Raw genomic sequence first — 25,730 nt, forward strand, 5'->3', positions numbered from 1 at the left:
CGGGACGGCCGCCCACACCATTCGTTCACTTAGCCTTTGGCCGCAGCCATGCACGACAAAATCCTGATTCTCGATTTCGGCTCCCAAGTCACCCAGCTGATCGCCCGGCGCATCCGCGAGTCGCACGTCTATTCGGAAATCCATCCGTACGACGTCGACGAGACGTTCATCCGCGAGTTCGCGCCGAAGGGCATCATCCTGTCGGGCGGGCCGAACTCGGTCACCGAGGCGAAGTCGCCGCGCGCCCCGCAGATCGTGTTCGATCTCGGCGTGCCGGTACTCGGCATCTGCTATGGCATGCAGACGATGGCCGACCAGCTCGGCGGCAAGGTCGAGCTGGGCAAGGTGCGCGAGTTCGGCTACGCGGAAGTGCAGGCGCTGAACCATACGGGCTTTCTGGAAGGCATCGAAGACTTCAAGACCGCCGAAGGCGAGTCGATGCTCAAGGTCTGGATGAGCCACGGCGACAAGGTGGCCGACATGCCGGCCGGCTTCAAGCTGATGGCCTCGACGCCCGCGTGCCCGATCGCCGCGATGGCCGACGACGACCGCCGCTTCTACGGCGTGCAGTGGCACCCGGAGGTCACGCACACGGTGCAGGGCCGCGCGATGCTCGACCGCTTCGTGCTCGAACTGTGCGGCGCGAAGGCGGACTGGGAGATGGGCCACTACATCGACGAAGCCGTCGTAAAGATTCGCGCCCAGGTCGGCGACGAGCACGTCATTCTGGGCTTGTCTGGCGGCGTGGATTCGTCGGTGGCGGCGGCGCTCCTGCATCGCGCGATCGGCAATCAGCTGACGTGCGTGTTCGTCGATCACGGCCTCTTGCGCGAGAACGAAGCCGAGCAGGTCATGTCGACGTTCGCGGATCATCTGGGCGTGAAGGTCATCCATGTCGATGCGAGCGAAGCGTTCCTCGAGAAGCTCGCGGGCGTGACCGATCCGGAGGCGAAGCGCAAGATCATCGGCGCGGAGTTCATCGAAGTGTTCGACGCCGAATCGCACAAGCTCACCGACGCGAAATGGCTCGCGCAGGGCACCATTTATCCGGACGTGATCGAATCGGCGGGCAAGGGCAAGAAGGGCGCGCATACGATCAAGAGTCACCACAACGTGGGCGGCCTGCCCGAGACGCTGAAGCTGAAGCTGCTCGAACCGCTGCGCGAACTCTTCAAGGACGAAGTGCGCGAACTCGGCGTGAAGCTGGGCTTGCCGCCCGCGATGGTGTATCGCCATCCGTTCCCCGGTCCCGGCCTCGGCGTGCGGATTCTCGGCGAGGTGAAGCGCGAGTTCGCCGATCTGCTGCGCCGTGCGGACGCCATCTTCATCGAGACGCTGCGCAATACCATCGACAAGGAAACGGGCAAGTCGTGGTACGAACTGACGAGCCAGGCCTTCGCGGTGTTTCTGCCGGTGAAGAGCGTCGGCGTGATGGGCGATGGCCGGACCTACGATTACGTCGTCGCGCTGCGTGCCGTGCAGACGATGGACTTCATGACGGCGCACTGGGCGCATCTGCCGCATGAACTGCTCGGGCATGTGAGCAACCGCATCATCAACGAAGTGCGCGGGATCAATCGGGTGGTGTATGACATCTCGGGCAAGCCGCCTGCGACGATCGAGTGGGAGTGAGGGGGAGTAAATGGTCGGAGTAGTTGGTTGCTGCGACCGGTAGCTAGTCAGTGCTTGTTTATCGCTTGCCGGGGTCGTTTACCAACCAATTAGAAGCTACGAGGATCTCTCAACCTATTCGTGCCGGCTCGTAGAGGGCCGGAGTCTGCGGTAGTTGTGACGGTATGCGGGGGCTGTTTGCAAGACACCTGCCGCATACCGTCCGCGGCGTGGGCGGTATCCGAGGCGGCAGCTGGATACGCTGCGACAGGGGCTTGATCCGCGCGGCGTCGACGTGTCAGTCGCTCGACTGATCGAACTACCTTCCGACTTCGAGTCGTGGCTGCTGTGGGTGTAAAGTGTTAGGACAACCAAGCTAATCGAGCGTTGAATTGCTTGGGGAGCGATCTCATTGACCTTCCCTTGCACTCTTCCGTCTAGACGGTCGAAGTTGGCGAAGTCATGCTTCGCCTGAACGAAACACGACCGATGCGTCGTTGCTGGGAGAGTCGAAAAAATGCGGCGCGTGGCAACAACCATTCTTATCACCGTGGCTTCGATGGCTGGTTGCGGCGCAAAGGCGGCTGATGGAAATATCCGCGAACATGGCTGCGGGTTTCGTGACCCTGCAGGCAACTACGGCGTGGGCGGCGCGTTGAACGCTGGTCATGGTCAAAATACGTCGCTCGGGGCGACGCGACCGAAGTACCGCACGACGTCAAGACAGCCTCTCGATCTCAACGGTTCGCGAAATGCTAACATCGTGATACATTAAAGCCTCTAAAGGCTTACGAAGACAGCAATATGCCGACCCCTCACGCGCCTTCGGCCGGCGTCCGGCGTGCGCTGCGCAAACTGGGCGACGATATTCACGATGCGCGCCGCCGTCGCCGACTGACCATGGCGGTGGTCGCCGACCGTGCGTTCACGTCGAGAGCGACTTTGCAGCGGGTCGAGGCGGGCGATGCGGGGGTGAGCATCGGCATCTACGCGGCCGTGTTACAGGCGCTTGGGCTGCTGGACGGACTGACTCAGGTCGCCGACGCCACGCGGGACACCGTGGGGCAGTCGCTGGCAACCGCCGCGTTGCCTCAGCGCGTCAGGTCGCCTCGCAGCGGCAGAGGAAAGGGCGATCATGACTGATGTCGAGGTGCACATCGATCTAGATGGCTCACCGCGTCCGGTAGGCCTTCTCAGACGTCATGCGTCGCGTCGAGAAGAAACGGTCACGTTCGAATACGACGAGACATGGCTGGCCGACGACGGGCGGTTCTCAATTGAGCCGGCGCTGGCGTTGACGCGCGGCGTTTTTCCACCGCCGCCAGATCAGTCCATTTTCGGTTCGATCGGCGATTCAGCGCCCGACACCTGGGGACGGCGACTCATGCAACGCGCGGAGCGTCGACAGGCCGAACGGGAGGGGCGGCGCGTCCGGACGCTTGGTGAACTTGACTATTTGTTGGGCGTGGCGGACGAAACGCGTCTCGGCGCGCTGCGATTCCGGTGGGGCGGAGATAGTGAATTCCAGGCGCCCGTGCCCGCGGGTGTCCCCGCGCTGATCGAATTGGGCCGGCTGCTTGAAATCACCGAGCGTATCCTGCGAGACGAGGAAACCGATGAAGATTTGCAACTGATCTTCGCGCCTGGATCATCGCTCGGTGGCGCGCGTCCCAAGGCGTCGGTCATCGACGAGTATGGCCATTTGTCGATTGCCAAATTTCCGAAGGAGCTCGACGAATACAGCATCGAGGCCTGGGAGGAGGTCGCCCTCCGATTGGCTGAACGCGCCGGCATCTTGACCCCGCATCATCAACTGCTTCAGGTAGCGGGCAAGCCTGTGCTGTTGTCGCGGCGCTTCGATCGCGCTGGCGGTGTTCGCATTCCCTTTCTCTCGGCAATGTCGATGACAGGATCTCGGGACGGCCAACGCGGCAGCTATCCCGAACTGGTCGATGCACTGACACAACATGGTGCCAGGGCGAGAGCCGACGCTGCCCAGTTGTATCGTCGCGTGGCCTTCAACGTACTGGTTTCCAATGTCGATGACCATCTGCGTAACCATGGTTTCCTCTGGGCCGGCCGCGACGGCTGGGTGTTGTCGCCGGCCTATGACCTCAACCCCACGCCAACCGACCTCAAGGCGCGCATTCTGACGACCAACATCGATCTCGACGAGGGGACGTGTTCGCTCGACCTGCTAGAGAGCGCGGCGGAGTTCTTCGGTTTGTCGGTGAAGCAGGCTCGGGCCGCGATCCGCGAGGTCGCAGACGTGACCCGTACATGGCAAGCGGTTGCTCAGGAAGTCGGTTGCCGGCGCGCAGAGGTTGCTCGCATGGCAAGCGCCTTCGAACATGATGATCTTGATGCGGCGTTGCGGTTGTGACGGTATTTGGGGCATCCTTCAATGCGTCTGACAGTATCAACAACGGGAAGGCGCTCACAAGTCGCCTGGGACAGCCAATGTTCGTGATTACCCAAATAAGACGCGCGCTGATTCGGTGTGCCGACCTCAGCCGTCCCGATCGGCACGCGAGTCGAACGTGCGAAGACGCATGAACACCCCTCGCCCCAACCACCCCACCGACTCCCTTTTCTTCGCCGTCTACCCCGATGCCGCCGCTGCCGCGCGCATCGGGGACCATGCGGCCCGCCTTCGCGCCGAGCACGCGATGAAAGCCCGGCCGATCCCAACCGACCGCCTGCACATCACGCTGCATTACCTCGGCGCCTTCGCGGGCGTGCCGTCCGACACGCTGGCCGCAGCCCGCGCGGCGGCGTCATCGGTGCACATGCCGTCGTTCGACGTAACGCTCGACCGCGTCGAAACCTTCGCCACGCGCCGTCCGAAGCGGCCGCTCGTGATAGCCGGCGAGCCGGGCGACGCGTTCTCCGCTTTCGTCGATACGCTCGACAAGTCGCTGCAATTGGTCGGCATCTTCGTCAAATCGCATCCGCGCTTCATCCCGCATGTGACGTTGCTTTACGACGAGCACCGCGTCGCGCGGCAAGCCGTCGAGCCGATCACATGGACCGTGCGCGAGTTCGCGCTCGTGCGCAGTCTGCTCGGACGCTCGGAGCATCAGGTCATCGAACGCTGGCCGCTCGACGTGTAAGAACCCGCACATTCGGAATAAACTGTTTCGCGGATTTTTCGTCCGGGTTATGGTTGACGGGTTCGACCCAAGGATTCCGCTTACATGACTCGATCCCGTCTGCTGCCCGTCACGCCCGAAACGCATCACGTCCAGATCGACCTCGTCTACGCGACCGATCGCAATCTCACCGGCAAGCCCATCTACAAGACGCAGCACTGTCTGCTGCTCGAACCCGCCGAAGCGGCATTGCGCCAAGCCGTGAGCATCGCGCAGAGCTTCGGCGCGACGCTGAAAATCTTCGACGCCTACCGCCCGCCGCAAGCGCAGGAAGTGCTGTGGAACTTCCTGCCCGATCCCACCTTCATCGCCGATCTCGGCCGCGGCTCGAATCACAGCCGCGGGACGGCGGTGGACCTGACGCTCGTCGATAGCGACGGCATCGAGTTCGACATGGGCACCGGCTTCGACGCGATGGTGCCGGAGTCCGGCCACTTTCACGCGGGTCTGCCGGCTCACGTGCAGCGCAATCGCACGCTGTTGCTCGGCGTGATGCACGGCGCGGGCTTCGCGCATATTCCGAGCGAATGGTGGCATTACGAATTACCCGGATCGCGCGAACTCGCGCTCATCGACAACGAAGAAAGCGGCCCCTTGCGGCTGATGTGAACGGGATAAACGACCATGAGACTGAGCGCACGAAAGGCCCTTGTCGCGATGACGCTGGCGTTGAGCTTTGCGTCCGCAGCGCACGCGGCGACGCCGAAAGACATGTTCGTCATGGCGACGCTGCTCGACGAATTCACGACGCTCGATCCGGGCGAAGTCTACGAACTCGTGCCGGAGGAATACGTCGCGAACACGTATGACCGGCTGGTGCGCGTCGATTTGAAAGACCCGTCGAAGTTCGACGGCGACGTCGCGCAGTCGTGGACTGTCAGCCCGGACGGGCTCACGTTCACGTTCAAGATCCGCCCGGGCCTCAAGTTCCATTCCGGCAATCCGCTCACGGCCGATGACGTCGCCTGGTCCATCCAGCGCACCGCGTTGCTCGACAAAGGCGCGGCGGCGGTGCTCGCGGGCATCGGCATCACCAAGGCCAACGCGCTCGCGAACGTAAAGAAGATCGACGACAGCACGGTTGCCGTCACGACCGATCAACGCTATGCGCCGACTTTCGTGCTCAACGTGCTGGGCGCGTGGCCGGCGTCGGTGGTGGATCGCAAGCTGCTCGAATCGCACGCGAAGGGTAACGACTACGGCAACGACTGGCTCAAGACCAACGAGGCCGGCTCGGGCGCGTACAAGCTCGTGAAGTGGACGGCGAACGACAGCATCGTGCTGCAACGTTTCGACGGGTATCGCCTGCCGCTCGCGATGAAGCGCATCGTGCTGCGCCATGTGACTGAAGCGGCGAGCCAGCGTCTGATGATCCAGAACGGCGATATCGACGTGGCGCGCGATCTGAGCCCCGACGACCTCGACACGCTCTCGAAGAACGGCGTCATCAAGGCGACGGCCGTGCCGCAAGCGACGCTCATGTACCTCGGGCTGAACAACAAGAATCAGTACCTGGCGAAGCCGGAAGTCTGGGAAGCGATGAAGTGGCTGATCGACTATCAGGGCATCCAGAAGAACGTGATCCGCACGACGTACAAGGTTCACGAGACGTTCCTGCCCGAAGGCTTTCTCGGCGCGCTCAACGAGAATCCGTATCACCAGGATGTCGCGAAGGCGAAGGCGCTGCTGGCCAAAGCGGGACTCGCGGACGGCTTCACCGTGAAGATGGACGTGCGCAACGACTATCCGTATAGCGAGATCGCGCAGGCCGTGCAGGCGAATCTCGCGCTCGCGAACATCAAGGTGCAGCTCATTCCGAGCGACAACAAGCAGACGCTCGGCCGCTACCGGGCGCGCGCGCACGACATCTATATCGGCGAATGGTCGGCGGACTATATCGATCCGCACAGCAACGCGCAGGGCTTCGCGTGGAATCCGGACAACTCGGATGCGTCCAGCTTTAAGATGCTCGCGTGGCGCAACGCGTGGAATATCCCCGATCTGACGAAGGAAACCAACGCGGCGCTCGCGGAAAGCTCGACCACGAAGCGCGCGCAGATGTACGAGAAGATGCAGCGCGAGATGCTCGCGAAGTCGCCGTTCGTCATCATGTTCCAGAAGGTGTCGCAAGTGGCGGCGCGTCCGGGCGTCACCGGTCTCGAAGTCGGGCCGATCAACGATCTCGTTTCCTATCGCAATCTAAAGAAGCAGTGACGCGATGACGCCGCATCCGACCGTGCTCGACCGCCTGCGCGCCGCGAACGCGAATCGCGGCGGCGCGCGGATCGCGCTGGCGCTGCTGCGCTGGATTGCGATGCTCGCCGTCACGTTCACCGGCCTGCTCGCGATCACGTTCTTCATCGGGCGCAAGATCCCGATCGACCCCGTGCTCGCGATTCTCGGCGACCGCGCATCGGCGAGCGCGTATGCCGCGGCGCGCGTGCAGCTCGGGCTCGACAAGCCGCTCGTCGATCAATTCCTGATCTACGCCCGCGACGTACTGCACGGCAATCTCGGCGTGTCGCTGCTGACGGCGAATCCGGTCATCGACGATATCCGGCGCGTCTTTCCCGCGACGCTCGAACTGGCGACGCTCTCGACGTTCATCGGCGTGATGATCGGCGTGCCGCTCGGCGTGATCGCGGCGGTGCGCCACAATCGCATCGTCGATCATGTCGCGCGCGTGATCGGCCTCGCGGGCAGTTCGGTGCCGGTGTTCTGGCTCGCGCTGATGGGGCTGCTGCTGTTCTACGCGCGGCTGCATTGGGTGTCGGGACCGGGCCGCATCGATCCGCTGTACGACGGCATGGTCGATACGCGCACCGGCAGTCTCCTCATCGACGCGCTCATCGCCCGCGAGTGGGACGTGTTCGCCAACGCGTTTTCGCATATCGCGCTGCCGGCGGGCGTGCTGGCGTTCTATTCGATCGCGTATCTGTCGCGCATGACGCGATCGTTCATGCTCGAACAACTGAGCCAGGAATACGTGACCACGGCGCGCGCGAAGGGCCTGCCCGAGCGCCGCGTGATCTGGCGTCATGCGTTCGGCAATATCGCGGTGCCGTTGCTGACGGTGATCGCGCTCGCATACAGTTATTTGCTGGAAGGCTCGGTGCTGACCGAGATCGTGTTCGCGTGGCCGGGCATCGGCTCGTATCTGACGGGCGCGCTCCTGAACGCCGACATGAACGCGGTGCTGGGCAGCACGCTCGTGATCGGCGCGACGTTCATCGCGCTCAATCTGCTGACGGATGCGCTGTACCGCGTATTCGATCCGCGCGCTCGCTGACAACGGAGACCCTCGCCGCATGCATTCGCCCGCCAAGCGCACGCCGATGGAACCCGCCCCGACCACATGGCGCGCGTGGCTCCTGACCGACACGCCCGCGTCGCCGCGACAGGCCGCGCTCGGGCGCGCGTACCGGCGCTGGCGGCGGTTTTCGGGCAATCCGCTCAGCATGCTGGGCTTCGTCATTCTGATCGTGCTCGTCGTGGCGGCAGTCGTCGGGCCGCTCTTGGTGACGCAGGACCCGCTGCGGCAAGTGCTCGCCGACCGTCTGATGCCGCCGGGCGCCGCGCACTGGTTCGGCACGGATCAGCTCGGCCGCGACATTCTGTCGAGACTGGTGCACGGCTCGCGTCTCACGCTATCCATTGCGATGCTCGTCGTCGTGCTCGTCGTGCCGGTCGGACTCCTGATCGGTACGGTGGCCGGCTATTGCGGCGGCTTCGTCGACACGGCGCTCATGCGCGTGACGGATGTCGCGCTCGCGTTCCCGAAGATCGTGCTCGCGCTTGCGTTCGCGGCGGCGCTGGGGCCGGGCGTGCTGAACGCGGTCATCGCCATTTCCATCACCGCGTGGCCGCCTTATGCGCGGCTCGCGCGAGCCGAATCGCTGCGGCTCGCGCAGGCGGATTTCATCCACGCGGCGCGGCTGGCGGGCGCATCGCACACGCGCATTCTGCTGCGCTATATCGTGCCGCTGTGCTCGTCGTCGGTGATCGTGCGCGCGACGCTCGATATGGCCGGCATCATTCTCGCCGTCGCGGGGCTCGGCTTTCTCGGGCTGGGCGCGCAGCCGCCGAGCCCGGAATGGGGCTACATGGTTGCGTCCGGCCGCAACGTGCTGCTCGACGCCTGGTGGGTCGCGACCATTCCCGGCCTCGCGATTCTCGCGGTGAGCCTCGCGTTCAATCTGCTCGGCGACGGTCTGCGCGATGTCTTCGATCCGCGTCATGGAGGCTGACATGGAAGATGCACTCGCTGAAATCGACGGTCTCGAAGTGGCCTTCGCCGGCCACGACGGCGTCGCGATGCCCGCGGTGCGCGGCGTCTCGCTGACGGTGCGGCGCGGCGAGCGGCTCGGCATCGTCGGGGAATCGGGCTCGGGAAAGTCGCTGACCGGCCGCGCGCTGCTCGGCCTCTTGCCGCCCGAAGCGCGATGGTCCGCAAAGGCTTTGCGCTTCGACGGCCAGGACCTGCTCGCGATGAAGCCGAGCGCTCGCCGGCGCCTCTGCGGCACGCAGATGAGCATGATCCTGCAAGACCCGAAGTACTCGCTCAATCCGGTGATGACGGTCGCCCAGCAGATGCGCGAGACCATCGCGCGCCGGGACGGCGGCTTGAGCCGGCGCGCGATGCGTGCGCGCATCGTGGATGCGCTCGCGGCCGTGCATATCCGCGATCCGGAGCGCGTGGCGGACGCGTATCCGCACGAGCTGTCCGGCGGCATGGGCCAGCGCGTGATGATCGCGATGATGGTGAGCGCCGGTCCGCGCCTCCTGATTGCCGACGAGCCGACGAGCGCGCTCGACATGCTCGTGTCGATGCAGGTGCTCGCCGTCCTTGACGAAATGATCGAGCGTCATCGCACGGGGCTCGTGTTTATCAGCCACGACTTGCCGCTCGTGATGTCGTTCTGCGATCGCGTCGCGGTGATGTACGGCGGGCGCGTCGTGGAGACGTGCGCGGCGCGTGAACTCGGCAACGCGCGGCATCCGTACACGCGCGGACTGCTCGCGGCCAGCCCGCCGTTGACCCATCCGCCCGACGAACTGCCGACGCTGCGCCGCGATCCGTCGTGGCTCGCAGAAACCATCGAGGAAGCCGCGCGATGATCGAGATCGACCACGCGCACATTCGCTTCAAGACGAAAACCGGCCACGTCGATGCGGTGCGCGACGTGTCGTTGCGCGTTGAGGACGGCGAAGTATTCGGTCTCGTCGGCGAATCGGGCAGCGGCAAGTCGACGCTGCTGCGCGCGCTCGCGGGTCTGGTGCCGCTCGCTGGCGGCGCGATGCGCATCGAAGGGCGGGGCGTCGCGGATCGCCCGCAGCGCGACGTGCAGATGGTGTTTCAGGACCCGTACGGCTCGCTGCATCCGCGCTTCACCGTCGACCGCACATTGCGCGAGCCGCTCGCGATCAACGGCATCGGCAATCGGGACACCCGCATTCTGGACGCGCTCGCCGAAGTCGGGCTCGGCGCGGCGTTCCGCTTTCGCTATCCGCATCAGTTGTCGGGCGGGCAGCGGCAACGCGTGTCGATCGCTCGTGCGCTGATCGTCGAGCCGCGCGTGCTTCTGCTCGACGAGCCGACGTCCGCGCTCGACGTGTCCGTGCAGGCCGAAATTCTGAACCTGTTGCGACGGCTGCATCGCGAGCGCAAGCTCACGATGATCCTCGTGAGCCACAATCTCGCGGTCGTCGGCTTCCTGTGTCAGCGCGTGGCTGTCATGCGCAACGGCGAAGTCGTCGAACAACTCGGAGTGGAGGCGGTGAGGGCGCACGACGTGAAGCACGAGTACACGCGGCGGCTTCTCTTGGCGACGCAAGGCTACACGCGCGAGCCCGTGCGCTGGTAAGCACGGACGCCTGCCGCGCGGCAAGCGATGTCGCGGAATATCTTCTCTATACGGCGCACGCGCGCGAACGGCCGTGCGCGGCGCGAAGCAATCAGGGCCGCCGCTGATAGAATACGAGATGAATTGTCGAAGCGAGCCGAACCACGCGCGAGCGCGTTGTTCCGGCGGGCTCCGGTTTCACGCTAACCCCGCAAATCGTGACAGACCGCTTCGGTGTCATTCGAAAGCCGGTCGTAATCCCCGATGAAATTGCTAGATGCTCTGGTAGAACAGCGGATCAACGAAGCCGTGTCTCGCGGCGAGTTGAACAACTTGCCGGGCGCAGGCGCGCCGCTTAAGTTGGACGACGATCTTCTCGTTCCCGAGGAAGTGCGCGTCGCCAACCGTATTCTCAAGAACGCGGGTTTCGTTCCGCCCGCCGTCGAGCAGCTTCGCGCGCTGCGTGGCCTGCAGGACGAACTCGACAAAGTGACCGATCCTGCCGCCCGCTGCCGCATTCAGGTGAAGATGCTCGCGCTCGACATGGCGCTGGAATCGCTGCGCGGCGGCGGCTGCGTGCCGCACGAATATCGCCGGCGCATCGCGGAGCGGCTCTCCGAGCGCGTCGCGGCGCGCGGCGACACGGAGCCGGAGCAGCCTTGACGCTCCCCGAGCCGCCGCCCGGCGCTTCTCCCGACACATCAGAAGATACCGCTCCCGCCAGCGACCGCGATCGCCGCTTCATGGCGCTCGCGCAACGCGCCGCCGACGAAGCGCGCCGCGCGGGCGAAGTGCCGGTGGGCGCGGTCGTCGTGCTGGGCGATGAAGTCATCGCCACGGGTTTCAATCATCCGATTCGGGGGCACGATCCGTCCGCGCACGCGGAAATGGTCGCGCTGCGGGCTGCGGCGCAGGCGCTGCGGAACTATCGGCTGCCGGGCTGCGAGCTTTACGTGACGCTGGAGCCGTGCCTGATGTGCGCGGGCGCGATCATGCACGCGCGCATCGCGCGGGTCGTGTACGGCGCAGCCGACCCGAAGACCGGCGCGTGCGGCAGCGTCGTCGATATGTTCGCGAACGAACGGCTGAATCATCACACGGCCGTGACGGGCGGCGTGCTTGCCGACGAATGCGGCCACGCGCTCAAGAACTTCTTCGCCGAGCGCCGGCTTCTCGCGCGGGAAGAGCGCGCCGCGCGTCAAGAGCAAGGACAAACGCAATCGCCCGCGCGCCTCGACACCGATCTTTCCATCAACACGAATTCAACATCGTGAAATCACGCACCATCGACCTCATCGCGCCTTCCGGCTATCCGCACGATTCTGCGGCTGTCGAGCGGGGCATCGGGCGTTTGCGGGCGCAGGGTCATCGGCTCGAAAATCTCGATGCGACGCGCCGCCGCTTCCAACGATTCGGCGGCACGGACAGCGAGCGCGCCGCCGATCTGAACCGTCTCGCCGATCCGTCGCGGCGGCTGCCCGATATCGTGCTGGCGGTGCGGGGCGGCTATGGCGCATCGCGCATCCTGCACGGCCTCGACTACGACGGCCTGCGACGGCTCGCCGACGAACCGGTGGCGCTCGTCGGCCATAGCGATTTCACGGCGATTCAGTGCGCGTTGTACGCGCGTTCGGCGGTGAAGAGCTTCGGCGGCCCGATGTTCGCCGGGAACTTCGGCGCGGAGCAGTTGAGCGCGTTCACCATGCACCACTTCTGGCAGGCGATCTCGCAGCCGAGCTTCACAGTGACGAGCCACACGCCGCAGCGACAGTCAGTGGATGTGACCGGCATGCTCTGGGGCGGCAACCTCGCGATACTGGCCGCGCTGGTCGGCACGCCGTATTTGCCGCCTGTCGAGGGCGGCATTCTCTTCATCGAAGACGTGAACGAGCATCCGTTTCGCATCGAGCGGATGATTTACCAGCTGCATCAGGCGGGCGTGCTCGGACGGCAGCAGGCGGTCGTCATGGGCGAGTTCTCGGGCGGGCGCCTGTCCGACTACGACAACGGCTTCTCGCTCGACACGGTGATCGAGCAGATGAGGGCGGCGACCGGCGTGCCGTTCGTCACCGGCTTGCAGTTCGGGCACGTCGATAACCTGCTGACGCTGCCTTTTGGTGCGACTGCACACCTTGTCGCGAAGGAGCGGGGTTTCACGCTGGCGCTTTCGGACTATCCGCATCTGGCTTGAGTTTGCGGGTTAGGGCACTTGTTGCGAGTGCCTTTTTGTTCGACCTCCGGCGCAACTAACGGTCTTTCGTATGCATCACCGTGAATCGCGATGCACCATCGAGGCACTGGAAATTGTCGACAAAATACGGCGGGCAATGCCGACAAAAAGTAGTGTAATCCCCCGAAATGCCTGCCGGTATTGGCTTGCGGGTAGGCAGCGCCTCCCGCGACGCCGCTCACCACCAAGATTTTTAATTTGAATTGTTGACAATCTTTATGTCGATTCTAAGATGATCAACATGCAAGCGAGCACATCATGTCCGACCGTAAATCGAGTGCTGCATCGAACGCTTCCGCCGGTTCTCTGAACGGAGCCGCCGCAGCGAGCCCCGAGTCGATCGCCGAGAACATCCGCGCCGCGATCCTCGAACACCGGCTTGCTCCCGGCGCGAAGCTGACCGAAGCGCAGTTGTGCGAAGTGTTCGACGTGAAACGCGGCCCGGTGCGCCAGGCGCTGTCGCAGCTGGCAAGCGAGCGGCTCGTCGATCTCGAACCGAATCGCGGCGCGTTCGTGGCAAGTCCGTCGCTGCAGGAAGTGCACGACGTGTTCGAGATGCGGCGCATCGTCGAGCTGGCTGTCGTCGAGCGCATCTGCAAAGGGCACGGCACGCGGCGGCTGAAGTCGATCGGCGCGACCATCGGGCGCGAAAGGCGAGCGTTTGAGGACCGCGACTTTTCCGCGTGGATTCGGCTGTCGGGCGAGTTCCACACCGAACTGGCCGCGCTCACCGGCAACGCCGTGCTGTGCGATTGTCTGTCCGGACTCGTCGCGCGCTCGACGCTCATTTCGGCGCTGTATGAATCGCTCGGCAAGAGTTCGTGCTCGTTCGAAGATCACGAAGCGATCCTCGCCGCGCTCGATGCCGGCGACGCCGCGAAAGCCGCGGATCTGATGGCGCAACATCTGCGCGATGTCGAATTGAAGATGCTGGAGCGGCCCGCCCGTGGCGCGGTCGATCTGAAGGAAGTATTCGCGAGGCCGGGCGAACGCGAGAAGGCGTTCGGCGCGTAGCCAAGCCGCAGCACGAACACACATGACTGGAGACCGCGCCCGCGCCGATTGCAGCGGACGCGTGGCGAGACGCGCGCGCGACCCCGTTCGCAGCATGCGCCGCACTGAACGAGACGCTCAACGACGAGCGTGCAATGAAAAACGCCTGACGGCGAGCGAGATGGGCCGAAGCCCGCTCGCTCTCGGCACTACGCCGCAGGCGATGGAGCAAATCCGAAGAGTACCGCGCGAGCGTGGCGGCGAGCCCGTTCGCGAAGGTATCCGACGACGCTTGATCCCAAGCAATTGCCGCTTTTTCATGACGCAAGCCGCCCATCCAAGGAGAGGTCATGGCTCAGTTCAGTGCAACGCCCGGCAGTTCAGCACTGCCGCCGTATGAAACCCCGTACGAATCTTCCGAGCACGATACCGGCTTGCCGGCCGGCTACAGCGATCGTCTGTACAACGAAGATCTCGCGCCGCTCAGGAATCAGACGTGGGGCGCGTACAACATCTTCGCGTTCTGGATGTCGGACGTGCATAGCGTCGGCGGCTATGTGTTCGCGGGCAGTCTCTTTGCGCTCGGGCTGACGAGCTGGCAGGTGCTCGTGTCGCTGCTCATCGGCATCGGGTTCGTGAATCTGCTGTGCAATCTCATCGCAAAGCCGAGTCAAGTGGCGGGCGTGCCGTATCCGGTCGCGTGCCGCGCGACGTTCGGCGTGCTCGGCGCGAACATTCCCGCCGTCATTCGCGGGCTGATCGCCGTGGCGTGGTACGGCATCCAGACGTATCTGGCCTCCAGCGCGCTCGTGATCGTCGTGCTGAAGTTCGTGCCGTCGCTGATGCCCTATGCGGACGTGCATCGCTATGGCTTCGTCGGGCTGTCGGCGCTCGGCTGGGCCGGCTTCATGCTGCTGTGGGTGTTGCAGGCGGTCGTGTTCTGGCGCGGCATGGAGATGATCAAGAAGTTCATCGACTTTGCCGGACCTGCCGTCTATGTCGTGATGTTCGGGCTCGCCGGATACATGGTGTGGCGCGCGGGCATCCACAACATCGGGCTGAATCTCGGCGGCGTGAAGTATCACGGCATGGAAGTCGTGCCGGTGATGATCACCGCGATCTCGCTCGTCGTGTCCTATTTCTCCGGGCCGATGCTGAACTTCGGCGACTTCTCGCGCTACTGCAAGAGCTTTCGCAGCGTGAAGCGCGGCAATTTCTGGGGTCTGCCGGTCAACTTCCTCGCGTTCTCGCTCGTGACGGTCATCACGACGGCGGCCACGTTGCCGGTGTTCGGACAACTGATTACCGATCCGGTGGAAACGGTGGGCCGCATCGATCATCCGACGGCCGTCATTCTCGGCGCGCTGACGTTCACCATCGCGACCATCGGCATCAATATCGTGGCGAACTTCGTGTCGCCGGCGTTCGACTTCTCCAACGTCGCGCCGCGTCTCATCAGCTGGCGCATGGGCGGGATGATGGCCGCGACCGCGTCGATCTTCATCACGCCGTGGAATCTCTTCAACAATCCCGCCGTGATCCACTACACGCTGGACATTCTCGGCAGCTTCATCGGACCGTTGTACGGCGTGCTGATTCTCGACTTCTATCTTCTGAAGCGCGGCAAGCTCGCGGTGAACGACCTCTACACGACGTCCGACACCGGCAAGTACTGGTACACGAAGGGCGTCAATCGCCGTGCGGTCATGGCGCTCTTGCCAGCCGCAGTCATCGCGATTCTCTGCGTGATGCTGCCTTCGCTCGAAGGCGCCGCGAACTTCTCGTGGTTCATCGGGGCGGGGCTCGGCGCGTTGTTCTACTGGATGCTCGCGGATCGCAAGCACGTGGCTTGAAGTGAAGGGAACCGAGCCGCCGCGATACGTCGCGGCGGACGGAAAGACGCAATGAGCAGGAGACAGCAATGCGCATCAAACTGATCAATCCGAACACCACGCAGCGCATGACCGATTCGATGGCCCGCTGCGCGCGCGAGGTCGCCGCGCCCGGCACGGAAATCGTCGCGGTCAGCCCGACGATGGGTCCGCCTTCCATCGAAGGCTATTACGACGAAGCCATTGCCTCGCTCGGGCTGCTCGCCGAAGTGGAGGCGGGCGAGCGGCAGGGCTTCGACGGCTACGTGATCGCGTGTTTCGGCGACCCGGCGCTGTATGCGGCGCGCGAACTGGCGCGCGGGCCGGTGATCGGCATCGCGGAGGCGGCGATGCACGCGGCGAGCGTCATCGCGCCGGGCTTCTCGGTCGTGACGACGCTGCGGCGCACGTGCGGCATGGCCTGGCATCTCGCCGAGCGCTACGGCATGACGCGCTTCTGCAAGAACGTGCGTGCGACGGACGTCGCCGTGCTCGAACTCGACGAGCCGGGCTCGGCGGCGCGGCAGACGATCATCGACGAATGCCGGCGCGCGCTCGACGAAGACGGCTCGGACGCCATCGTGCTCGGATGCGCGGGCATGGCGGAATTCTGCCGCGAAGTGGAGGACGCCATCGGCGCGCCGGTCGTGGAGGGCGTAACGGCGGCCGTCAAATGGGCCGAGGCGCTCATCGCGCTCAGGCTGCATACTGCTAAACGCGGGGACTTCGCGCGGCCGCTCGCGAAACGCTACGACGGCGTGCTCGCCGATTTCGGCCCGCGCTGAACGCACGGAACGATCGACACATACCGGTGACGTGACCCGCAATATCTGCGCCGCTGTATGGGCGCGTCCGGGCGTTTTCGCTACACTGAATCGTCGACATTCCGCTTCCCAACGCCCCGTTTCCTGACCCAGCCATGTCTCTAGATCCGAACTATCCACGCGACCTGATCGGCTACGGCCGCCATCCCGTGCAGGCGAACTGGCCGGGGCGTGCGCGCGTCGCCGTGCAATTCGTGCTCAATTACGAGGAAGGCGGCGAAAACTGCGTGCTGCACGGCGATCCCGGCTCCGAGCAGTTCTTGTCGGAGATCGTGGGCGCGGCGTCGTATCCGGCGCGTCACATGAGCATGGAGTCCATCTACGAATACGGCTCGCGCGCAGGCGTCTGGCGCATCTTGCGCGAATTCGAGAAGCGCGGCTTGCCGCTGACCGTGTTCGGCGTCGGCATGGCGATGGAGCGGCATCCCGAGCTGTCGCGGGCGTTCGTGGAACTGGGGCATGAGATCGCGTGCCACGGGTATCGCTGGATTCACTATCAGGACATGTCGCCGGAGCGCGAAGCGGAGCATATGCGCCTCGGCATGGAAGCCATCGAGCGCGTGACGGGCGTGCGGCCGCTTGGCTGGTACACGGGCCGCGACAGTCCGAACACGCATCGGCTGGTGGCGGAATACGGCGGCTTTCTGTACGACTCGGACTATTACGGCGACGACCTGCCGTTCTGGATGGACGTCGATCTCGGCAACGGCAAGAGCACGCCGCAACTCATCGTGCCGTACACGCTCGACACCAACGACATGCGTTTCGCCACGCCGCAAGGCTTCAATACGGGCGACCACTTCTTCACGTACCTGCGCGATGCCTTCGACGTGCTCTACGAAGAAGGCGACGAAGCGCCGAAGATGCTGTCCATCGGCATGCACTGCCGGCTGCTCGGTCGTCCCGGGCGCTTTCGCGGGCTGCAGAAGTTTCTCGATCACATCGAAAAGCACGACCGCGTGTGGGTGACGCGGCGCGTCGATATCGCGCGGCACTGGCGCGAACATCACCCTTCCGATCAAACGAAAGAAGACAACGGGACGGCGGCATGAAGGCGATGCAAACCACACTCGACCAACTCAACACCATGCCCGCCGACGCGTTCGTGACCGTGCTCGCCGGCATCTTCGAGCATTCGCCGTGGGTCGCGGAGATTGCGGCTGAGAAGCGCCCGTTTTCGAGCATCGACGAATTGCACGCGACCATGTCGCAAGCAGTCGAAACGGCGGGCGAAGAGAAGCAACTCGCGCTCATCAACGCGCACCCGGAACTCGCGGGCAAGGCAGCGGTGCGCGGCGAACTCACGGCCGAATCGACGCGTGAGCAGAGCGGCGCAGGCCTCAACCTCTGCACGCAGGAAGAGTTCGACAAGCTCCAGTCGCTGAACACGGCGTATCGCGAGAAGTTCGGCTTCCCGTTCATTCTCGCGGTGCGCGGGTATGACCGTCACGGCATCATCGCGAACTTCGAGGCGCGCGTGAATCACGACCGCGCCCAAGAACTTCGTACGAGTCTCGACCAGATTTACCGGATCGCGCGCTTCAGGCTCGACGACCTGATTCGCGCCTGATCCTTCCTAGCAACGACAACAGGACGCAGACAATGGCAATTCCGACACTCGATCCCAACGCGCCCGATTTCACGCGCCGCTATGTGAATCTCGCGGACCCGCGTCTGGGCGCGCAGGCACTCGAGGCGAGCGACGATTTCTTCGCGCCGAAGGAACGCATGCTGAACCCCGAGCCGGCCGTGTTCATCCCCGGCAAATACGACGAACATGGCAAGTGGATGGACGGCTGGGAAACGCGGCGCAAGCGCACGACCGGCTACGACTGGTGCATCGTCAAGCTGGCGCGGCCGGGCGTGATCAAGGGCATCGATCTGGATACGAGCCACTTCACGGGCAACTTCCCGCCGGCGGCGTCCATCGAGGGCGCGCATGTCGCCGATGGCGCGCCGAGCCAGTCCACGCAATGGACGGAAATCGTGCCGTCGACGACGCTGCAGGGCAATAGCCATCACTATCTGGATGTCGCATCCGCCGAGCCGTTCACGCACTTGCGCGTGAACATCTATCCGGACGGCGGCATCGCGCGATTGCGCGTGTACGGTCAGCCGCAGCTCGACTGGCGCAACGCGGATCGCAACGAACTGTTCGATCTCGCCGCGATGGAAAACGGCGCGTATATGGTCGGCACGAACAACCAGCACTTCGGTCTCGCGTCCACGCTTCTGATGCCGGGCCGCGGCGTCAATATGGGCGATGGCTGGGAAACGCGCCGCCGCCGCGAGCCGGGCAACGACTGGTGTATCGTCGCGCTCGCGCAGCCGGGCATCATCAAGAAGGTCGAAGTGGATACCGCGCACTTCAAGGGCAATTTCCCCGACCGCTGCTCGCTGCAGGCGGCGTATGTGAAGGGCGGCACGGACAGCTCGCTCGTCACGCAGGCCATGTTCTGGCCGGTGCTGTTGTCGGAACAGAAGCTGCAGATGGACAAGCAGCATTTCTTCGAGTCCGAACTCGCGGCGCTCGGCCCAGTCACGCACGTGCGCTTCAACATCTACCCGGACGGCGGCGTCTCGCGCCTGCGTCTTTTCGGAACGCTTGCATGATGAAGACGCTCGCGATCGAACCGTTGACGCGCGCGGCGTTCGAGCCTTTCGGCGATGTGATCGAGCTCGACGGCGCGAAGCAGATCCCGATCAACCTCGGCACGACGATCCGCTTTCACGATCTCTGCAAGGTCGACGTGACGGACGAGGGCGGCCGCACGCTCGTGAATCTCTTCCGTGGACAGCCGCGCGTGCTGCCGTTCGAAGTGAAGATGATGGAGCGTCATCCGCTCGGCTCGCAGGCGTTCATTCCCCTCGACGAGCGGCCGTATCTCGTGGTCGTCGCGCCGGCGGGAGACCTCGACGAATCGCAGATTCGCGCCTTCGTCACGCGCGGCTGGCAGGGCGTGAATTACGCGAAAGGCGTCTGGCATCATCCGCTCATTGCGCTGGATAAGGTCAGCGATTTCATCGTCGTCGATCGCGGTGGCGATGGCTTGAATCTGAACGAGCAGGACCTGAGCGAGTCGTTGTGGCTGACAGAAGAGGCGCTGCGCTGAGTCATCGCGCGGAGTGGGAGTGCCCCTGGCAGTCACGGAAAGACCGGCGCAGCATGGCCGGTCTTTTTTGTTGCGCGCTACACTATGCCGCTCACTCCGACCAAGCGACTCACGATGCCAGCACGCCAGATCGACCTACGCAGCGATACCGTCACCCGCCCGAGCCAAGCGATGCTCTCCGCCATGTCAGCCGCCGAAGTGGGCGACGACGTCTGGGGCGACGATCCCACGGTGCTCAAGCTCCAGTCCACGCTCGCGGAGCGCACCGGCAAGGAAGCGGGCCTGTTCTTTCCGAGCGGCACGCAAAGCAACCTCGCCGCGTTGATGGCGCACTGTGCGCGCGGCGACGAGTACATCGTCGGGCAGGCGGCGCATACGTATAAATACGAGGGCGGCGGGGCGGCGGTGCTCGGCAGCATCCAGCCGCAGCCTATCGAGAACGCGCCCGACGGCTCGTTGCCGCTCGAAAAGATCGCGGCGGCGATCAAGCCCATCGACGATCACTTCGCGCGCTCGCGCCTGCTCGCGCTGGAGAACACCATCGGCGGGAAAGTGCTGCCGGCGGAATACGTGGCGCAGGCGACGAAGCTGGCCCGCGATCGCGGCCTCTCGACGCATCTGGACGGCGCGCGCATCTTCAACGCGGTGGTGGCGTCGGATAGGCCGGTGAGCGAACTGTGCGCGCCGTTCGACACCGTTTCCATCTGCTTTTCGAAAGGGCTCGGCGCGCCCGTCGGTTCGGTGCTGGTCGGCAGCAAGGCGCTCGTCGATGTCGCGCACCGCTGGCGCAAGGTGCTCGGCGGCGGCATGCGGCAGGCGGGCGTGCTCGCGGCGGCGTGCCTTCACGCGCTCGACCATCACGTCGACGGCCTCGCGCAGGATCACGACAACGCGGCGCGGCTCGCAGCGGGGCTCGCCGAGATCGATGGAATCGTAATTCAGGCGCAAGCCACCAATATGGTGTTCGCGCAGATTCCCGAGAAGCATTGCGCGCCGCTCGAAGCGTGGCTCAAGGAACGCGGCATTCTCACGCAGATGCTCTACGCATCGCGGTTCGTGACGCATCGCGATGTGTCGCGCGAGGATATCGATACGGTCATCGGCGCGGTCAAAGGCTACTTCGCCGCGCAATAAAAAAACGGCCCGCGCGGCAGAAGCCGATCCGGGCCGTCTCGCAGCGACGCGACGCTTACTGCACCGCGCCTCCGTCAAACCAAGCGGCGATCTTCTGACGCTCGGCATCCGTCATTTGCGTGACGTTGCCGAGCGGCATCGCTTTCAGCGTCACCGCCTGCTGATGCACGCGCTGCGCGTTCTGGCGAATCTCGGCGGGCGTGTCGAGCAGAACGCCTGCCGGCGCGCTGCCCATCATCGTCGGATGCGCGGAGTGGCATACCGCGCAACGCTGCTGGATGATCGGCTGAATGTCGGCGACCTTGATCGTCGGCGCGCCCGCGGCTTGCGCGACCGGCGCGGTCGGCGCGGGCATCGTCCACGCGAACGCGCCGAGCACCAGCACGAGACCCGCGACCGGCATGTACCACAGCACCTGCCCGCGATGGCGCATCACGAAGAACTGACGGATCAGCGCGCCCGCCAGCATGATGAGCACGAGGATCACCCAGTTGTACTTGTGCGTGTAGGTCATCGCGTAGTGGTTGGACAGCATCGCGAAGACGACCGGCAGCGTGAAGTACGTGTTATGCACGGAACGCTGCTTGCCGCGCTTGCCGTAGATGGCGTTCGGCGTTTCGCCCTTGAGCATCGCCGCGACCATCTTGCGCTGTCCCGGAATGATGACGAAGAACACGTTCGCCGACATGATCGTCGCGATCATCGCGCCGGTGATCAGATACGCCGCGCGGCCCGAGAACACATGGCACGCGACGAATGCCGCGATCAGCACGTAGATGCCGACGCAAATGCCGAGCAGCTTGTCGTTGTGGCCGAGCAGGCGGCAGAGCGAATCGTAGACGATCCACCCGGCCATCAGAAAGCCGAGCGCCGCCGACACGGCAACGACCGGTCCCATGTCGAGCACGGTCTTGTCGATCAGATACGTGCTGGGCGAGAACAGATACAGCACGAAGAAGAGGCCGAAGCCGGACATCCACGTGGTATAGGACGGCCAGAACGACCAGTGCAGATTCTCCGGCATGTCCTGCGGCGCGACCGAATACTTCTGCATGTGATAGAAGCCGCCGCCATGCACGTGCCAGAAGTCGCCGAACACGCCGCGCCGGCGCGCGTTCGGGTCCTGCGGCGGTTTCAGGCTGTTGTCGAGCGCGACGAAATAGAACGACTCGCCGATCCACGCGATCGCCACGATCACGTGCAGACAGCGCAAGACCAGGTTCAGCCAGTCGGTGATAAAGCCTTCCATGAACTCCTCCACTACCGATTCGTTATGCGCACGCCGTCGATGCGCGGCGTGCTGTGATCGCTATGTCTGGCGCGTGTTAGCTGCCGCGATACGTGCTGTACGCCCACGGCGAAACCAAAAGCGGCACGTGATAATGCGCGGCGGCGTCCGCGATGCCGAAGCGCAACACGACGCGATCGACGAAGCGCGGCTCGGGCACGTTCACGCCGAGCGCGGCGAAATAATCGCCCGCGTGAAAAACGAGTTCGTATTCGCCGGTTTCGAGTTCCGCGCCTTCGAGCAGCGGCGCATCGCAGCGGCCGTCGTCGTTGGTCAGGGTGGTCTTGATTGCGCGCCGGGTGTCGCCGGATAGCGCGAAGAGCTCGACTTGTATGTTCGCGCCGGGGCGGCCGTGCGCGGTGTCGAGGACGTGGGTGGTGAGCTTGCCCATTCGCATGTTCCTTGTGTTGTGCGATGTCCGGCTCGCGCATCGATCCGAAATCCGCACTGTGGGGAACCGTGCGGCGGCGGCGGATCGAGGCTCCACGTCAGTGGCTACATACCCGTCGGCGTTTCAGATGCGCGCCGTGTACAGCATTGTAGAAATTCGAGACGCGCTGTGCGTCCGCGATAGGAAAGATAATGCCGGCCGCATGAGCGCCGCCGCTGGTCTCGGACCGCGACGCGCGGGCAATCTGCACGGCTTTTGCTGCGATGCTACCTGCGCCAAAATTCGCAAATATATCGCCGGGCTGAAGTCGACTATGGCGGCCCCGTGATTGCGGCGATGTTTTTGGCTGCCGACAGTGACACCGCGCGCAATCGAGCCGCGTCCCGAAGACGGCGTTCATTCGCTGGGTAACCGGGGCTTTCACTGGTCCTCTTACCCTGATGCAACCCGTTTCCGGAGAACATTCGATGAATGCGACACCCCGCAGCCTGCTCGTCAAGAACGCCCACATGCTCGTCACGATGGACGCAGAGCGCCGCGAAATCGCCGATGGCGGCCTCTTTATCGAAGGCAACCGCATCGTGGCGGTCGGGCCGACGAGCGAGCTTCCGCAGACCGCCGACGACGTGCTCGACATGCGCGGGCATCTCGTCATTCCCGGCCTCGTCAACACGCATCACCACATGTATCAGAGCCTGACGCGGGCGGTTCCGGCCGCGCAGAACGCCGAGCTTTTCGGCTGGCTCACGAACCTCTACAAGATCTGGGCGCATCTGACGCCCGAGATGATCGCGGTCTCCACGACAACCGCGATGGCCGAACTGCTGCTCTCCGGCTGCACGACGTCGAGCGATCACCTGTATATCTATCCGAACGGCAGCCGGCTGGACGACAGCATCGCGGCGGCGCGCGAGATCGGCATGCGCTTTCACGCGGCGCGCGGCAGCATGAGCGTCGGCCAGAAAGACGGCGGGCTGCCGCCGGATTCGGTCGTCGAGAAGGAAGACGCGATCCTGAAGGACTCGCAGCGCCTCATCGAGACGTATCACGACGAAGGCCGCTACGCGATGCTGCGCGTGGTCGTCGCGCCGTGCTCGCCGTTTTCGGTGAGCCGCGAGTTGATGCGCGATTCCGCGGCGCTCGCGCGTCGGTACGGCGTGTCGCTGCACACGCATCTGGCGGAAAACGTGAACGATGTCGCGTACAGCCGCGAGAAGTTCGGCATGACGCCCGCCGAATATGCCGAAGACCTGGGCTGGGTCGGCCATGACGTATGGCACGCGCATTGTGTTCAGCTCGACAAACCGGGCATCGAGCTTTTCGCGCGCACGGGAACGGGCGTGGCGCATTGTCCGTGCTCGAACATGCGGCTTGCGTCCGGCATCGCGCCGATTCGCGCCATGCGCGACGCGGGCGTGCCGGTCGGGCTCGGCGTGGACGGCTCGGCATCGAACGACGGCGCGCAAATGGTCGGCGAAGTGCGGCAGGCGCTGTTGCTTCAGCGCGTCGGCTTCGGACCGGACGCGATGACCGCGCGCGAAGCGCTCGAAATCGCGACGCTCGGCGGGGCGAAAGTGCTGAACCGCGACGACATCGGCGCGCTCGCGCCCGGCATGGCGGCGGATTTCGTCTCGTTCGATCTGTCGCAGCCGGCGTTCGCGGGCGCGCTGCACGATCCCGTCGCGGCGCTCGTGTTCTGCGCGCCGTCGCAGGTCGCGACGAGCGTCATCGACGGAAAAGTGGTCGTGAAGGAAGGGCGCCTGACGACGGTGGATTTGCGCGCGGCGGTGGAGCGGCATAACGCGCTGGCGGGCGAACTGGCGAATGCGGCGCATTAAGCGCGCGACGCGCGGCTCAAGGCGACGCGCGCGTCGTCGCAGTGCGCGACGAGCGTGATCGTCGGGAAAAGTGGTCGTGAAAGAGTGCGATCGTCGAGCGGCATAACACGCTGGCGCGCAAATTGGCCAACGCGGCGCACTGACGGCGGGATGCCGCGCCTCAAGGCAAAGGGCGTGCCGTGGCAGTGCGCGGGACAGTGGTTGTCAAAGCGTGGGGTCGTCGAGCGGCACAACATGCTGGCGCGCTAACTGACGAACCGGCGCACCGAAGCCGCGACGCGCGCCTCAGAGCAAAACGCGCACAGGGTTCGCTAGCGTCAGGGCTGTTCGATCAGCGAGCGCGTCGCTTCGGCGACGAGGCTGCGCAGCCAGCGGACTTCGTCGGAGTAGTGACACCGCTCATGCCAAAGCTGGTAATACTGCATGGGCGGGAAGTCGAGCGGCGCGGGCACCACCGCGAGCGGCAGAAACTTCGCGTAATGGGCGGCGAACAGGCGCGTGGTCGTGAAGACGAGGTCCGACTTGATGAGCACGTAAGGCGCAAGATTGAAGTACGGCAGCGTGACGACGACATGGCGCTTCAGACGTTCGCGCGCCAGATGCACGTCGATTGCTCCGCGCTGACCGACGGAATAGGGCGTCGGCGCAAGGTGCGGCGCGTTGAGATACTGATCGAGCGTGAGTCCGCCCCGCTTGGCGAACGGATGCGTGTTGCTGACGAGACACACGATCTTGTCGACGAACAAATTCGACAAATGCAGTTGCTCGGGCGGTTCCGGCCAGTTGCCGACGACGATATCGAGCTTGCCGTCTTCGAGCGCCAGTTCGTAATCGAACGCGGGGCCGAGCGAATGAAACTCGAGCGTCGCGTTCGGCGCGGCCTGCCGGAAACGCTCGACGACGGTCGGCACGAAGAGCACGTTGAGATAGTCGGGACAGCCGATGCGATAGCACCGCACGGACGTCGAAGGGTCGAAGTTGTGCTGCTGGACCTTGATCCGCTCGATTTCGCGCAGCGCGTTCTGCGTCGGTTCGAGCAGGCGCAGGCCGTATTCGGTCGGCACCATGCCGGATTTGCCGCGCACGAGCAGCGGGTCGCCGGTGATGTCGCGCAGGCGGCGCAGCGCGGCGCTGATGGCGGGTTGCGACTGATTGAGCTTGACGGCCGCGCGGGTGACGCTGCGTTCCATCAGCAAGGTATGCAAGACGCGCAATAAGTACGTATCGATCGCCTCACGTTGCTGACTCATGTTATCTCCACTATATGTTCTGGCTGATCGACGGCGGGGTACAACATATCATTTTTAATATGACTTAGAGTTTGCGTCAAGGTGTGACTAACCCGCAAATGCTCGCTAGGCGGGGAGTCGCGCTAATTTTGAGTGATCGACTTAGTGCCTCGAATTCTGTAAATTCTGCCCGCGATATGAGTTCGTGCGACA

Annotated in this window: 25 protein-coding genes; 22 read left to right on the forward strand and 3 right to left on the reverse strand. The window is 64.3% G+C overall.

Going from position 1 to position 25,730, the window contains the following annotated elements; genetic code table 11:
* Nucleotides 1-48 precede the first annotated feature (48 nt).
* From guaA to ltaE, 21 genes are all read left to right on the forward strand, one after another.
* Nucleotides 49-1,632 carry a glutamine-hydrolyzing GMP synthase gene (gene guaA, locus LDZ26_RS05520; RefSeq protein WP_244848520.1) on the forward strand — a complete coding sequence of 528 codons (1,584 nt, stop codon included), beginning with the start codon at nt 49-51 and terminating at the stop codon, nt 1,630-1,632.
* 783 nt (nt 1,633-2,415) lie between these two features.
* Nucleotides 2,416-2,754, forward strand: a complete 339-nt coding sequence (locus LDZ26_RS05525; protein ID WP_244848521.1) for a helix-turn-helix domain-containing protein — start codon at nt 2,416-2,418, stop codon at nt 2,752-2,754.
* On the forward strand, nt 2,747-3,994 hold the full coding sequence (locus LDZ26_RS05530) for a type II toxin-antitoxin system HipA family toxin (protein ID WP_244848522.1): 1,248 nt from the start codon (nt 2,747-2,749) through the stop codon (nt 3,992-3,994). Before LDZ26_RS05525 ends, LDZ26_RS05530 begins: the two co-directional genes overlap by 8 nt.
* A gap of 169 nt (nt 3,995-4,163) precedes the next feature.
* A complete protein-coding gene (gene thpR / locus LDZ26_RS05535; protein WP_244848523.1) occupies nt 4,164-4,724 on the forward strand; it encodes an RNA 2',3'-cyclic phosphodiesterase in 561 nt (186 codons plus the stop codon).
* Between the two features lie 84 nt (nt 4,725-4,808).
* Entirely contained in the window at nt 4,809-5,372 is a 564-nt protein-coding gene (gene ddpX / locus LDZ26_RS05540) for a D-alanyl-D-alanine dipeptidase (RefSeq protein WP_244848524.1), read from the forward strand.
* Nucleotides 5,373-5,387: 15 nt separating this feature from the next.
* Entirely contained in the window at nt 5,388-6,977 is a 1,590-nt protein-coding gene (locus LDZ26_RS05545; RefSeq protein WP_244848525.1) for an ABC transporter substrate-binding protein, read from the forward strand.
* 4 nt (nt 6,978-6,981) lie between these two features.
* A complete protein-coding gene (locus LDZ26_RS05550) occupies nt 6,982-8,052 on the forward strand; it encodes an ABC transporter permease (RefSeq protein ID WP_244848526.1) in 1,071 nt (356 codons plus the stop codon).
* A 19-nt stretch (nt 8,053-8,071) separates the two neighbouring features.
* Nucleotides 8,072-9,010 carry a nickel transporter permease gene (gene nikC / locus LDZ26_RS05555; protein WP_244848527.1) on the forward strand — a complete coding sequence of 313 codons (939 nt, stop codon included), beginning with the start codon at nt 8,072-8,074 and terminating at the stop codon, nt 9,008-9,010.
* A gap of 1 nt (nt 9,011) precedes the next feature.
* The gene (locus LDZ26_RS05560) at nt 9,012-9,881 is read left to right on the forward strand and encodes an ABC transporter ATP-binding protein (RefSeq protein WP_244848528.1); all 870 of its coding nucleotides are present in this window, start codon (nt 9,012-9,014) and stop codon (nt 9,879-9,881) included.
* Nucleotides 9,878-10,627 carry an ABC transporter ATP-binding protein gene (locus LDZ26_RS05565; RefSeq protein WP_244848529.1) on the forward strand — a complete coding sequence of 250 codons (750 nt, stop codon included), beginning with the start codon at nt 9,878-9,880 and terminating at the stop codon, nt 10,625-10,627. The genes LDZ26_RS05560 and LDZ26_RS05565 overlap by 4 nt, the downstream gene beginning before the upstream one ends.
* Nucleotides 10,628-10,870: 243 nt before the next feature.
* Nucleotides 10,871-11,269: a DnaJ family domain-containing protein gene (locus LDZ26_RS05570; RefSeq protein WP_244848530.1), complete on the forward strand. Its 399-nt coding sequence runs from the start codon at nt 10,871-10,873 to the stop codon at nt 11,267-11,269.
* Nucleotides 11,266-11,880, forward strand: coding sequence for a tRNA adenosine(34) deaminase TadA (gene tadA / locus LDZ26_RS05575; RefSeq protein ID WP_244848531.1), 615 nt, complete (start codon nt 11,266-11,268; stop codon nt 11,878-11,880). Before LDZ26_RS05570 ends, tadA begins: the two co-directional genes overlap by 4 nt.
* Nucleotides 11,874-12,797, forward strand: coding sequence for a muramoyltetrapeptide carboxypeptidase (gene ldcA, locus LDZ26_RS05580; protein ID WP_244848983.1), 924 nt, complete (start codon nt 11,874-11,876; stop codon nt 12,795-12,797). Before tadA ends, ldcA begins: the two co-directional genes overlap by 7 nt.
* A 297-nt stretch (nt 12,798-13,094) precedes the next feature.
* Entirely contained in the window at nt 13,095-13,850 is a 756-nt protein-coding gene (locus LDZ26_RS05585; RefSeq protein WP_244848532.1) for a GntR family transcriptional regulator, read from the forward strand.
* A 329-nt stretch (nt 13,851-14,179) separates the two neighbouring features.
* Entirely contained in the window at nt 14,180-15,682 is a 1,503-nt protein-coding gene (locus LDZ26_RS05590) for an NCS1 family nucleobase:cation symporter-1 (RefSeq protein ID WP_244848533.1), read from the forward strand.
* 68 nt (nt 15,683-15,750) lie between these two features.
* Complete coding sequence (locus tag LDZ26_RS05595; RefSeq protein WP_244848534.1) at nt 15,751-16,485, forward strand: aspartate/glutamate racemase family protein; 735 nt, start codon at nt 15,751-15,753, stop codon at nt 16,483-16,485.
* A gap of 134 nt (nt 16,486-16,619) precedes the next feature.
* On the forward strand, nt 16,620-17,576 hold the full coding sequence (puuE, locus tag LDZ26_RS05600; protein ID WP_244848535.1) for an allantoinase PuuE: 957 nt from the start codon (nt 16,620-16,622) through the stop codon (nt 17,574-17,576).
* Nucleotides 17,573-18,094, forward strand: coding sequence for a 2-oxo-4-hydroxy-4-carboxy-5-ureidoimidazoline decarboxylase (gene uraD, locus LDZ26_RS05605; RefSeq protein WP_244848536.1), 522 nt, complete (start codon nt 17,573-17,575; stop codon nt 18,092-18,094). The genes puuE and uraD overlap by 4 nt, the downstream gene beginning before the upstream one ends.
* 32 nt (nt 18,095-18,126) lie before the next feature.
* Entirely contained in the window at nt 18,127-19,137 is a 1,011-nt protein-coding gene (alc, locus tag LDZ26_RS05610; protein ID WP_175940172.1) for an allantoicase, read from the forward strand.
* Nucleotides 19,137-19,637, forward strand: coding sequence for an ureidoglycolate lyase (locus tag LDZ26_RS05615; RefSeq protein WP_244848985.1), 501 nt, complete (start codon nt 19,137-19,139; stop codon nt 19,635-19,637). Before alc ends, LDZ26_RS05615 begins: the two co-directional genes overlap by 1 nt.
* Nucleotides 19,638-19,751: 114 nt before the next feature.
* The gene (ltaE, locus tag LDZ26_RS05620) at nt 19,752-20,771 is read left to right on the forward strand and encodes a low-specificity L-threonine aldolase (RefSeq protein ID WP_244848537.1); all 1,020 of its coding nucleotides are present in this window, start codon (nt 19,752-19,754) and stop codon (nt 20,769-20,771) included.
* 55 nt (nt 20,772-20,826) lie between these two features.
* Here ltaE and LDZ26_RS05625 read toward each other — a convergent pair whose 3' ends face one another.
* Both LDZ26_RS05625 and uraH read right to left on the reverse strand, forming a co-directional pair.
* Nucleotides 20,827-22,020, reverse strand: coding sequence for a urate hydroxylase PuuD (locus LDZ26_RS05625; RefSeq protein ID WP_244848538.1), 1,194 nt, complete (start codon nt 22,018-22,020; stop codon nt 20,827-20,829).
* Between the two features lie 76 nt (nt 22,021-22,096).
* Nucleotides 22,097-22,450 carry a hydroxyisourate hydrolase gene (uraH, locus tag LDZ26_RS05630; protein WP_244848539.1) on the reverse strand — a complete coding sequence of 118 codons (354 nt, stop codon included), beginning with the start codon at nt 22,448-22,450 and terminating at the stop codon, nt 22,097-22,099.
* Between the two features lie 467 nt (nt 22,451-22,917).
* On the opposite strand from uraH, the gene LDZ26_RS05635 reads away from it, so the two are divergent.
* The gene (locus LDZ26_RS05635) at nt 22,918-24,288 is read left to right on the forward strand and encodes an 8-oxoguanine deaminase (RefSeq protein WP_244848540.1); all 1,371 of its coding nucleotides are present in this window, start codon (nt 22,918-22,920) and stop codon (nt 24,286-24,288) included.
* Nucleotides 24,289-24,605: 317 nt separating this feature from the next.
* On the opposite strand, the gene LDZ26_RS05640 is transcribed toward LDZ26_RS05635, so the two are convergent.
* Nucleotides 24,606-25,538, reverse strand: a complete 933-nt coding sequence (locus LDZ26_RS05640; RefSeq protein WP_244848541.1) for a LysR substrate-binding domain-containing protein — start codon at nt 25,536-25,538, stop codon at nt 24,606-24,608.
* Nucleotides 25,539-25,730: the final 192 nt, after the last annotated feature.

The sequence above is a fragment of the Caballeronia sp. SL2Y3 genome (assembly GCF_022879575.1).
Classification (GTDB): domain Bacteria; phylum Pseudomonadota; class Gammaproteobacteria; order Burkholderiales; family Burkholderiaceae; genus Caballeronia.